Raw genomic sequence first — 13656 nt, 5'->3', positions numbered from 1 at the left:
TTAAATTTCAAAAATTATGCTTTCCTCATTAATTTTTTTCACAACACTTTCTGTTCGTTCGCGATGGGTATCGGTAATAAAAATTTGTCCGAAGTTTTCCTGATTCACCAGCTCTATCAATTGTGAAACCCTTGTATCATCCAGCTTATCAAAAATATCATCCAAAAGAAGAATAGGTATTTTGTTTGTCAGCTCTTTTACAAGACTCATTTGAGCCAGTTTTAATGAAATTAAAAAAGATTTCTGCTGTCCCTGAGAACCAATTTTCTTTATTAAAATAGCATCCATTTCAAATAAAAGATCATCTTTATGAATTCCTTTGGAAGTGTAAGTCAGCATTCTGTCTTTTTCTAGGCTTTCTGCTAAAAGATCATTAAATTTTTTTTCAGGTTGAGCAAAATCAAAACCTTCAAGCAGATGAGATTCATAAATGACAGAAACCGTTTCTTTGCCACCGGAAATAATTCCGTAAAAATTCTGAACAATAGGATTTAATTTTTCAACAAAAATTCTTCTTTTTTCAAAAATTTTAGTTCCAAATTTCGTAATAGGATCATTGTAAATATCTAAAGAATCTTTATCCCAAACTCTATTTTTAGCGAAATATTTTAACAAAGCATTTCTCTGCTGAATGGTTTTTTGATATTGAATTAAATTAAAAAGATATTCAGAATCTGTCTGAGAGATCATCGAATCTAAAAACTTTCTCCTGCTTTCCCCGGAATCTGAAATAAGATTAGAATCATAAGGTGAGATCATGACACTGGGCAAATAGCCAATGTGGTCGGCAAGGCGATCGTAGCTTTTATCATTTTTTTTAATGACTTTTTTTGCTTCTTTCGGCTGTGTTATCCTTATGATATCTTCGCTTTCTTCGTTTTGAATTTCAGCGCTAATCGTGAAAAAATCTTCTTCATTTTTGATGTTGTTGAGGTCGGTATTTCCCAGAAAACTTTTTCCTACTGAAAGATAGTGCAGCGCATCAAGAATATTGGTTTTCCCTGCGCCATTATTTCCCACAAAACAATTGATTTGCGGAGAAAAGTCGAATTTTTTTTCAGAATGGTTTTTGAAATTATAAAGGGAAAGATTCTTGATTTTCATTTGTCAAAAATACTTCATTATTGCTAAAAATAAAAAGGGAAGTGCAGAACAGCTTTCCACTCCAAAAGAGAAGTAACTGTCATCTCTTTCATTTTCAGAGAAGTAAATTAAAATATAAGTGACAATACTTGATAAAAAAAATGCAATTGAATAATTTAAATCTAAATAAAAAATCGATAGAATATTACTCACAAAAATAAGCAAATAGGCAATATGCTTCGTATTTTGAACTCCAATAAGCATCGGAAAGGTCTGAACTGTATCACTTTTCATGTCCCGAATATCGAAAGGTAAAACCAGTGCGGTGATGAAGAAAAAACTAATCAAAAAAATCGAAAGATTAAATTCCGGCAACGTAAGCCAGCAATTCACCAATGCCCAAACCAAACCTACATAGAATACTTTCAGAAAAGGGATTTTTCGGATATAAACATCGAGAAAAAAACTGTTATACAAAAGTCCTAAAACAACGATAATAAACCATTTCAGAAGCCTGATTTCATTATGGTTATGATAAATTAAAAGTGCAGAAATAATTCCACCAATAGCATTTAAGATTAAAATTTTAAAGAAATGCCTGGTATATTGATATTTTGTATACAGATAACCACTGAAATACGTGATGAAAATTAAAAAAAACGTAGGGTAACGGAATGTGTTTTGCTCTTCCATGAAAAACACTGCAAAAAGAGTCCCCATTAAGGATACGTAAAGTTGACTATCGATAACGGATTTTTTCAGTATTTTTAAAACGTTCATTTATCAAAATTAATACCTATGAAAAACATCTGCAAATGTGTTTTATTATTTTTTCTATTTTCCTGTAGTTTTTTTTATTCTCAAAACTATTATGAGGATCAATGGAAAAAAATTGCTGAAGGCTACCACAATGGAGATGTGAAATCTAATCTACCAATTATTATTGAAATTCAGAATAAAGCTATTAAAGAAAAAAATGCTGTACAGCTTATTCGAGCTCTGAAAACTGAATTTACAATTTATAAAGAAACTAAAGACGATCCGAAAAATGATTATGCATCTGACTTTTTTACGAAAATACAAGAGGCAGAAAAAAGGATGGGTAAAAATGATCTTTTACTTTTCAAAGTTCTTGAAATTGAGTTTTTTGAGGATTATTTTAATACAAAAAAGTGGGAAATTCAAAAAAGAACGAATCTTAACGAAGGAGATATTTCAAAAATAGAATCGTGGACCAAACTGGATTTTAAAAATTTCTATATCCAAAGGTTTAAAGAGCTTTCAAATATTGATCATAAACTAAAAAAAGTTAGTTTGGAAAAATATAAAGAAGCTTTTAAAAGCGAAAGCGATTTTGAGTTTTTTCCTACGCTTTATGATTGGAAGATGAAGAAAAATATAGATTTTTTAAAGGAAAATTATATTTTCACTGAAGATGAATTAAAAGCAAATAAGACAATTATTTCTACATTATATCAGAATTTAATTGATTCTAATGATAATAATCCTAAACTCTATTTTCAACATCAAAAACTTATTTCTGAAAGTTCGGGAGAGGATAAGGAAGATTTTATTAATCAACAGATTTCTTTAATCAACTCACCTTTGAAAGCAGATTATAAGATCTTAATCACTAAAGATGTTGTAGATTTTTTTAACCGTAAATCAAAGTTTCTGGAGTCTGTGCAACTTATTGATAAGATGAAACTGGAATATCCGAATTCTAAATTTCTAAGTAACATTATTTCGCAGGAAAATACAATAAAAGCGCCTTTTGTAGAGCTCACTTATGATGTTCACAACTTACCTGAAAAACCAATTCATATTGTTGCCAAGCATAAAAATGCGGATCGTTTTACAGTTAAAATTTACAAGGTTAATGATTTTAAGAATAATCTTGAAGATTTAGAAAAACTTAATTATAAAGATTTTTTTGATAAAATTAATAAAACCCTCGTACGGACGGATATTTTTTCTTTGCCAAATAAAAAGGATTACAAAACATATACAACTTCTTTAGCAATGAATCCGCTTCAGAAAGGGCTTTATATTGCAGAATATATTAACGGTGAAGATGTTTCTAGATTTTTAATTATCGCGACTTCTTCAAGGGTGATTTATGATCAGAGTAAAAATTATATTTTGCTTTCAAGGGAAAATGGCGAAATAAAACCAAATACAAAATTACAGCAGTATGGTTTTAGAGATTATTCGAATGTGAGTGAAACTGAAATTCTTATTAAAACAGATAATTTTGCAAGATTTGCTCCGAAGGTTGATCACTATAGCCGTACAGAACTTCTTTATGAACCAGATTCTAATGATTTTAATCTATTGAATAATGATTACGAATGGAATCATGATTATAGAGATGAACGTCCTTTAAGTCAGATTTTTTTAGACAGACAAATTTACAGACCCGGCCAAACGGTTCATTTTAAAGTCATTTCAACGTATCCTGATTTTGAAAAAAAACGAGATGCCTTGATTGTTGATAATGAACAGGAAATTACTTTATATGACGCGAACAGACAGGCTATTTCTACTCAAAAGCTTAAAACTAACTCATTTGGTTCTTACAGTGGAACTTTTGTGCTTCCGAAGGATAAAATGAATGGCCAATTCAGTTTAAGTACATCCGGAAGACATGATATAAGAGATTTGTATGGTACAAAATATTTTTCTGTAGAAGAATACAAACGTCCGAAATTTGAAATTGTTTTTGATACCATTAAAAGTGATTATAAATATGGCGAAACTATTGAACTGAAGGGGAAAGCGCTTACCTTTTCAGGCATTCCCCTGAATAATGCTGTTGTAAATTATGAGATTAAGAGAGAGAATATCCGTAAAAGATACTTTTGGTGGTATGAAGATATTTACAACAATTACAATCCGATTCTAGGAAAAGCAGAGACCAACGAAAAGGGAGAATTTATTATTAAAATTGATCTTAAAAAAGATGAGAATAAAGAAGGTATTCAAATCGATGGTTATACAATAAAAGCAAGTATTACGGATATTAACGGAGAAACACAATCAGCCGCGACGGATGTCAATGTAGCTTCCATTTCGCATTATCTGGAGGCTGAACAAATTAAAGAAACTTCTGCTGAAAATGAGGTAAAACTGAATGTCTCAACATTCAATTATAACGGGATTGCTTTAGATAAAAGTTATAAAGTAAAACTTATTCAGCTTAAGCAACCTGAAAGAGTCTTGAGGAATAATTTTAAGAAGAATATTCAGGATCTTCCAAAACTTTCAAAAGAAGAATTTTTAAGCAAATTTCCTCATGACCGATATGATAAATTTGAAGATCAGAAATATTGGGAAACTTTAAAAACTATTATTGATGGTACTAAAAAAGGAAAAGAATTAAATCTTGGCAAATTAGAAGCGGGAACCTACCGATTGCTTATTTATAATATTGAAGGGAAAGATTCCATCAAAGCAGAACAGGATTTCAGTGTTTGGAGTAATAAAAGTCTGGGCAAAAATCAGTATCCATTTTTGAAAGTTGTGGAACCTAAAAAAGAAGTGCAGCGAGGCTCTTCGGTAACTTTGTATGCTTATTCTGCGATTCCTGATGCTACGGTAAATATTTATCTTCAGGATGGAACTGGAAAACCAAAGTTTGAAAGAAAAAAGTTTGTGAACGGATTTGCTTCTTTCACTTTTCCGGTTTCTCAAAATAAAGAAGTTGTAAAATATAATGTTCAGTTTGTCGTGGCTCACTATAACGACGTTCAGAATGAATATGCTGATATTTATGTAAAAAAGGATGAAGATCCATTAAAAATAGAATTAACGACTTTTCGGGATAAATTAGAGCCGAACTCCAAAGAAAAATGGAGTGTAAAAATCACAGGTAGAAATAAAGAAAAAGTTGTTGCGGAGGTTTTGGCGAATATGTATGATCAATCTTTAGACAAATTTGCTGTAAACAATTATAGATGGTCAACGATTTACTATCCACCAAATATTATAAAAGATTTTAATATTGAAAATTTTATTGAAAAAGAATACTGGTCGAAAAAAGTAAACTATCTTGAAAAAAGAATGGTTAGTGAACCAAAATTTAATTGGTTTGATGATGATGTTTTATATAATCTTTTAATAAAATATGGTTTAACCACAGATACTGATGGTGATGGGATTGATGATCGAAATGATGCTTGTCCTACTGTTCCCGGACTGCCTGAATATAATGGATGCCCTAAACCTAGAAAAGTTACCGCTGAAGAAGTTGAAAGTAGTTTTAAAAGTTCTAGAAATCGTTTTGCGAAATATGAAGATACTGATTATGACGGAGTTTTAGATAAAGATGATATTAAAAAACCAGGCGATAAGAAAGAAATTCTTGATGAGGTAAAAGCCCGCCAGAATCTAAATGAAACTGCATTTTTTTATCCGGATTTAAAAACAGACATCAACGAAAATGTAAGCTTTGAATTTACAACCCCGGAAGCATTAACAAAATGGAAGCTGATGTTTTTAGCACATACAAAAGATACCCGAGCAGCTACATTGGAAAAAGAAATTATTACGCAGAAAAAACTATCTGTAACCCCAAATTATCCAAGGTTTTTAAGAGAAGGAGACGAACTTGATTTTCAGGCTAAAATCTCCAATCTTACACAAGAAACATTAAAAGGTTCGGTCATTTTACAGATTTTGAATGCTGAAAATAATGAAGATATTACCTCTCAGTTTGGAATTAGCTCTTCTATGAAAGATTTTGACGTAAAGGAAACCGGAAATTCAGTGGTAAGCTGGAAAATAAAAACGCCTTATCATAAAGTCAGTTCAATTATTATAAAAGTAGTTGCAAAATCAGGGAAATATTCTGATGGCGAGCAGATTCCGGTTGCGGTTTTATCCAATACCATGCTTTTAACAGATTCCGTTCCGATTTTTGTAAAAGAAGGCGAAACGAAAACATTTAAAATAAATAATTTAGTTGATAATGTTTCTTCAACAGCTGTTAATTTCAGCAATACATTAGACCTAAAAACCAATCCTATTTGGGAAATTCTTTTTGCGCTTCCCGATTTAAGTGATAACCTTAATATCAGTTCAGATTCGCGTTTCAATACTTGGTTTGCCAACATTGTGGGAACAGAGGTTTTTAAAGCAAATCCCAGAATGAAAGCAGTTTTTGATGAATATAAATCTGAAGATCTTCTGAAAAGTAATCTTGAAAAAAATCAGGAATTGAAACAGGTTCTTTTAGAAGAAACGCCCTGGGTTTTACAATCGCGATCTGAAGAAGAAACAATGAATAAAGTAGCAAGACTTTTCGATGTGAATGCGATGAAAAATTCCATTAATTCCGATTGGGAAATTTTATTGCAGTATCAAAGTAGTGATGGAGGTTTTTCGTGGCTTCCGGGCTATAAAAGCAGTTATTCAGTGTCATTATATATTCTTAAAAATCTGGGTAAAATGAACGAATGGCTGAAAGAAGGAATTTCAGAATATCAAATGAAAGGTCAGAAAGAAATGGTTTCCAAACTAATCAATTATATTGACAAGGAATTGGATGTATATTGGAAAGAAAAAGAAGATAACCCGTGGAGTAATTTTGCTTTGGATTATTTAGATACCCGACGTTATTGGGAAAAAGAGTATCCGCTTGGTGAGAAAGGAGCAAGGCTGAAAAAAATTATTAAGGAACGTTCAGATACGTTTAAATTAACAGATCTTACTTTCTATGGAGTTCACAGGGCAGCGCTTATTTTTGACAGTTATGGTTTAAAAGTTGCATCAGAAAAATTAATTAATTATTTAAAAGAAACCTCCGTTTCCTCAGAAACACAAGGGGTATATTGGAAGAAAAACCTGAATGATTGGGGCTGGTACGAATCAAAAGCAGTTAATCATGCCGGAGCTATTCAAGCTCTGAATAAAATAACGCCCAAAGACGTTAATTTTATTGAAGAGGCAAAAGTTTGGCTGGCAACACAAAAGGAAAATAATTCGTGGGGAAACTCCAGAACAACAGCTGAAATTATTTACATTATGATGAATTTTGGAAAATCATGGACGACATCAGAAGCTGATAAAGCGACTGTAATCTGGGGCGGAAAAGAAGTTTCTCAGGATTCGAAAACGACAGGGTATCTGAAAAAGGTTGTAAAATCGGAGAAGATAAATCCTGGTTTAGGTGAAGTTACCGTTACAAAACCTGGTCCTGGAATTGTTCAGGGAGGATTGTTCTGGCAATATTATGAAGATCTGAGCAAAGTAAAATCTACCGAAACGTATATTGCCATGACCCGAGAGTTTTATAAAAAAATGCCAACTGAAAATGGAGAACAATTAATGAAAATTACAGAAAATAGTCCGTTAAATGTAGGAGATAAAGTGACCGTAAGAATGATTCTTGATTCGGATCGTCCGATGCAGTATGTTCATTTGAAAGATATGAGAGCAGCGGGATTTGAGCCTGTAGATGTGCTTTCAGGATATCAGTGGAAGAATAATCTGGGATATTATCAGACCACCAAAGATGCATCTACCAATTTCTATATTTACTATATGCCGAAAGGTAAATATGTATTTGAATATGATTTGATATGTAATGCATCGGGTAATTTCTCCAGCGGATTTGCCACTTTGCAGAATTATTATGCTCCTCAGATGAATGCCCGGACAAAAGGCGATACCATTGAAATTAAAAATAAACAATAATGAAATATATAAAACTTATCACCCTCATTTTATGCTTGGCTGTCTTTAATCAGATACAGGCACAAAAATACTACGACGACCAATGGAAAAAAGTGGAAGAAAACAGCAAAACGGGAACTTTTAAATCTAATCTTCCCATTGTTTTAGACATACAAAAACAGGCCATGAAAGAAAATAATACCTTACAGCTCATCCGCTCTCTGAAAGCTGAATTCAGTATTTTGAATACGACTTCGGATGATGATCAAAATAATGCGGCATCAGTTTTTTTTACCAAAATTCAGGAGGCTGAAAAACAATTGAAAGGAGATGAAAAAATTGTTTTTAAAGTACTGACCAATAATTTTTTCATGGATTATTATAATCAAAATTCATGGAAAGTAAACGGAAGAACAAATCTTAATTCTCAGGATGTTTCGCAGATAGAAACATGGAGTAAACTTGATTTTAAAAATTATCTAACGAAAAATTTTCAGACATTAGATCAGCAGAAATCTGAAATGAAAAAGGGGTCTTTAGCAAAATACAAGGATCTTTTTTCTAATGTTAAAGACATCGCTTATTTTCCGACTTTGGCCGATTGGTATGATTTGAAAAAAGTAAATTTCTTTTCAGATAATCAACTTTTTACTAAAAACGAGCTTGCTGAAAACAGAAAGATAATTGATGCTGTTTTTGATGAATTGATTGCTCAAAATACAGGAAATTCAAAGCTGTATTTTATGCATCAGAAGCTGGAAGAAAACTGCAATTTTAATCAGTGTAAAGATAAACTCGAGCAGTTGAAAAATATTGTTAAGTCTAGTACAGAAGGAGATTACACGGTTTTGGTCATGGAGCAGATCATGTCTGAACTGGTTGGAAAGAAACAACAGAAAGAAGCATTGGAAATCGCCAGTCAGGCAAAAGCTCAGTATCCCAAGTCTCCATTTATTGAGAATATCAAAAATATTGAAGAACAAATTAAAATTCCGACCCTCAATTTTAGATATGAGCAGCAAACGCAACCTAATCTGCCGATTCATTTCGTGGTTGATCACAAAAATGTATCCCAGTTTTCTTTAAATATCTATGAAGTGAAAGATGATTTTACTTTGTTTATGCAGTATTCGGGAAATTCTAATAGAGATTTATTCAAAACTATTAAAAAAAATCAGGTAAGAAAAGAAATATTCCAGTTGACGGATGCCAAAGATTATCAAAGTCATTCAACCTCTTTGGAAATGAAACCTCTTCCTTCCGGAGTGTATATTGCTGAATATAATGTCGCAAACGGTGAAAATGATCAAAGACAAAATTTTTATTTTTTAGTTTCAAACAATAAAATTATTTATCAAAGTAAGAGCGGAGGTGAAGTTAATTCCACTCAGCTTAAATTGGTCAACAGTGAAAATGGAAAACCTATAGCTAATGAAAATCTTACATTTTACGAATACACCAATGGTAAAAGTCTGACTAAAACTCAAGGTAAAACAGATGCAAACGGTATTTTTACTTTGCCTTCTAAAAACTATTATGTAAAATATCTTGTTCAGCAGCCTAAAACGAATGATTATCAATTCACAAATGTCTACAGGGAATATTATGCTGACCGAAATCCCAATAAGGAAACCCAAACCCGTGCTCAGATTTTTACCGATCGTGCCATTTACAGACCTGGCCAGACGGTTTATTTTAAAGTCATCAATACGAAAATTAACAAAGAAATTGAATCGGTTGCTTCAGGATTAAAGCAGAAAATTACGCTGAAAGATGCCAATTATCAGGATGTAAGTTCTCAGGAATTTACCACCAATGAATTTGGTTCTTATCACGGAAGTTTTACTCTCCCAAAAGGAAAGCTGAACGGCAGATTTACTTTGGAAACGGATGGTGGAACGGCCGGATATAAAGATATAAGTGTTGAAGAATATAAACGTCCCAAATTTGAAGTGACCTTTGAACCGGTAAAAGGAGATTATAAATACGGACAAACCATTGAACTGAAAGGAAAGGCAATGATGTTTTCCGGTGTTGCATTGAGTAATACCACGGTCAATTATGAAATCAAAAAACGTAATATCCGTTGGAGATATTTCAGTTGGTATCCGCAAAATAATGATAATGAAAACTCGATTTTAGGGGACGTTAAAACGAACGAGAAAGGAGAATTTACCATTCAGTTAGATCTTAAAAAAGATGAAAAGATTGAAGGAATTCAGATTGATAATTATGAAATTAATGCTTCTATAACAGATATCAATGGTGAAACGCAGTCTGCTGACACCAAGCTGAAAGTGGCTTCGGTTTCCCATTATATCAAAGCGGATGATATTGAAAATACTTTTTCTGATGAAAATACAAAACTGAAAGTTGAAACCAAGAATTATAATGAGCAGGATCTTAAAAAGTCTTATCAGGTAAAACTGACCAAACTTCAGGAGCCGGGCAGGATTTTTAGAAATAATTTTAAAACCGTCATTCAGGATCAACCAAAATATTCAAAAGAAGAGTTTTACAGTAAATTTCCGCATGATCTTTATGATAAAAATGATGAGTTAAAAAACTGGAAAGTAGAGAAAGTTTTAATTAATAAAATCCAACAACCAACAGCAGATCTGGATCTTGGAAAACTGGATGCCGGAACTTATCAGCTGGAATTGTATAATATTGAAGGAAAAGATACTATTAAAACAGCTCAGAATTTCAGCGTTTGGGACAAAAAATCATTAAAGCCAAATCAAAAAACATTCTTGACCGTTTTAGATCCTAAAAATGAATTTTCAAGAGGGGAAAAGGCAAAAGTATATGTTTATTCTGCGGTTCCTAATGCTTTGGTAAATGTTTTTATTCAAAATGGCTCAGGAAAAACAATTTCAGAGGGTCATCAGTTTAAAAACGGTTTGCTGGAATATACAACAGAGATTCCAAAAGATCCGTCTGTGTCAATGGTAAATCTTCAGTTTCAAATCGTTTCATTCAATGATGTTCAGACCGAAAGTGTTGATCTGAAAATTAAAAGCACAGAACAACCTCTGAAGATTGAAACAGTAACTTTCAGAGATAAATTAGAACCTAATTCTAAGGAAAAATGGACTGTAAAAGTTTCAGGAAGCGATAAAGAAAAGATCAATGCTGAGGTTTTGGCGAATATGTACGATATGTCTCTGGATCAGTTTGCTGCGAACAGTTTTAACTGGCAAAAGCTCTACACGCCTTATTCTATTGTTTCATCGTATGATATGAGACAAAGCCTTTATTCAAGCTATTATCAAAAAAGATCGAAATATTTCAATGGAAATTATGTGGAAGTTCCTCAGTTTAATTGGTTTGATAATGAAATGCAATATACTGTATTAAGTGAATTATCTGGAAGGGCTGCAGGTGTGAAGGTTTTCAGTTCAAGAGTTCCAAGTCCTTCTGCAGCTCCCGTAGCCATGAGAATGAAAAAAGAAGCTGTAACTGATGATGCTGCAATAGATATTGTAGCTAATGGAGATTATGATAATAATGCGATTGATAGAGAAGGTTCTGAGAATAAACTAGACAAAATTCCTGTTCGTCAGAATTTAAATGAAACCGCTTTTTTCTATCCGGATCTTAAAACAGATTCCGAAGGAAATGTAAATTTTGAATTTACTTCTCCAGAAGCATTAACAAAGTGGAAATTGATGTTCTTGGCTCACACCAAAGATGCAAGAGCGGCGACTTTACAGAAAGAAGTGGTCACTCAGAAAGAGTTTTCCGTTACCCCCAATTATCCTAGATTTTTAAGAGAAGGGGATGAACTTAATTTACAGTCAAAATTATCTAATTTAACTAATAAAAAGTTAAACGGTTCTGCCCAATTGCAGGTTCTTGATGCATTTACAAATGAAGATATTTCAGAAAAATTCGGATTGAGTACAGTAACAGCGGTTTCAGGATATAATAAAGAGCAGGCTTTTTCGGTTGAGGAAAATGGAAATTCAGTTTTAACATGGAAAGTGAAAGTTCCGAATACTATTTCTTCGATTATTTTAAAAATCGTTGCCAAGGCGGGGCAATATTCTGACGGTGAGCAAAAAGCAGTGGCGATTCTTCCTAACAGAATGTTGGTGACCGATGCGCTTCCGATTTTTGTAAAAGAAGGCGAAACCAAAACTTTTGAGCTTGAAAATCTTAAAAATGTCAATTCATCAACGATTTCCAATGTATCAAATACCTTGGAGCTCACGACCAATCCTATTTGGGAAATTATGTTTGCGCTTCCAAGTTTGAAAAATGATCCGAATAATTCTGCAGATGTCATCTTTAATAAATGGTTTGCCGATGTTTTGGCTTCAGAAATTTTTAAAGCCAATCCGAAAATGAAAACGGTTTTTAAAGAGTATCAGAATAAAGGATTATTAAATTCAAATCTTGAAAAAAATCAGGAGCTGAAACAATTGTTGCTGGAAGAAACGCCTTGGGTTTTAGAAAGTAAAAATGAAAGTGAGCAGATGGCTAAATTGGCATTGCTTTTCGATGCAAATACCATGAAAAATTCGATCAATCAGGATTGGGATGATTTCAAAAAACTGCAAAATCCAGATGGAGGTTTCTCTTGGTATCAGGGATATCCGAGTTCGTATTCCACTTCTTTATATATTCTTAAAAATTTAGGGAAGATTAATTCCTGGTTGAAAGATAACGTGAAAGATTATCAAAGTTCAGAACAAAAAGAATTAGTGAAAAACCTGATTGGATATGTTGATCATGAAATGGGTAAATATTATGATTCGAATGAAAAAAATGTCTGGACAAACTGGTCATTGGATTATTTGGACACGAGAAATTACTGGGAAAAAGAATATCCGCTGAAAGGCAAAGGAGCTTCTTTAAAATCTTTGGTTAAACAAAAAGCAAAAACGGCAAAATTATCAGATTTTACCTTCTTCGGATTACATCGTGCGGCTTTATTGATGAATGATTACGGCTTAAAAGAGGTTTCAGATAAATTATTAAATTACTTAAAAGAAACTTCAGTAAACACAAAAACACAAGGTGTTTATTGGAAACAAAATCTGGATGGCTGGGGCTGGTTCGGTTCAAAAGTGGTGAATCAGGCGGGTGCTTTGGAAGCTTTCAATACGCTGAAACCAAATGATCAGAAGTTTATTGAAGATATGAAAATCTGGCTGATTACGCAGAAAGAGGTTAATTCTTGGGGAACGTCAAGAGGTACTTCGGAGGTTATTTTTACGATTTTAAATTCAGGAAAATCATGGACAAGCGCTGAAAGCGATAAGGCAACCATCGTTTGGGGCGGAAAAGAACTGCAGCCACAAACGCAGGCAACGGGATATGTGAAATCGGCTGTAAAATCTGATATTTTAAATAAAAACCTTGCAACCGTTACCATTACAAAACCTGGAGCAGGAATTGTTCAGGGAGGTTTATTCTGGCAATATTATGAAGATCTGGATAAAATAAAATCTTCTGAAAACTACATTTCGATTACCAAAGAATTATACAAAAAAATCAAAACGGTAAACGGCGAAGAATTACAGAAAATAACACCTGAAACGCCACTGAAAGTAGGCGATAAGGTAACGGTAAAAATGATCCTGAATACCGATCGCCCAATGGAATTTATTCATATTAAAGACATGAGAGCGGCGGGATTTGAGCCCGTGGATGTACTTTCAGCATATCAATGGAAAAATAATTTAGGATATTATCAATCTACTAAAGACGCATCCACAAATTTCTATATTCAATACATGCCAAAAGGTAAATATGTATTTGAGTACGATTATATTGCGAATGCTGCCGGGAAGTTCTCAAACGGTATTACCACGATGCAGAACTATTATGCGCCGCAGATGAATTCTCACTCGAAAGGAATGAATGTTCAGATTTTGGAATGATTTTTGG

4 protein-coding genes are annotated in these 13656 nt (G+C 32.9%); 2 read left to right on the top strand and 2 right to left on the bottom strand.

Going from position 1 to position 13656, the window contains the following annotated elements; genetic code table 11:
• Positions 1–1104, bottom strand: a complete 1104-nt coding sequence (gene recF, locus VUJ46_RS06530; protein ID WP_326984195.1) for a DNA replication/repair protein RecF — start codon at positions 1102–1104, stop codon at positions 1–3.
• A gap of 3 nt (positions 1105–1107) precedes the next feature.
• Entirely contained in the window at positions 1108–1863 is a 756-nt protein-coding gene (locus tag VUJ46_RS06525) for a hypothetical protein (RefSeq protein ID WP_326984194.1), read from the bottom strand.
• 18 nt (positions 1864–1881) lie between these two features.
• On the opposite strand from VUJ46_RS06525, the gene VUJ46_RS06520 reads away from it, so the two are divergent.
• Together VUJ46_RS06520 and VUJ46_RS06515 are read left to right on the top strand one after the other, a co-directional pair.
• Positions 1882–7779, top strand: coding sequence for an alpha-2-macroglobulin family protein (locus VUJ46_RS06520; protein ID WP_326984193.1), 5898 nt, complete (start codon positions 1882–1884; stop codon positions 7777–7779).
• On the top strand, positions 7779–13649 hold the full coding sequence (locus tag VUJ46_RS06515; protein WP_326984192.1) for an alpha-2-macroglobulin family protein: 5871 nt from the start codon (positions 7779–7781) through the stop codon (positions 13647–13649). The genes VUJ46_RS06520 and VUJ46_RS06515 overlap by 1 nt, the downstream gene beginning before the upstream one ends.
• Positions 13650–13656 lie beyond the last annotated feature (7 nt).

The organism is Chryseobacterium sp. MYb264 (assembly GCF_035974275.1).
Lineage (GTDB): Bacteria > Bacteroidota > Bacteroidia > Flavobacteriales > Weeksellaceae > Chryseobacterium.
The sequence above is the reverse complement of the archived record's forward strand: the minus strand, read 5'-3'. Positions and strand labels throughout refer to the sequence as shown.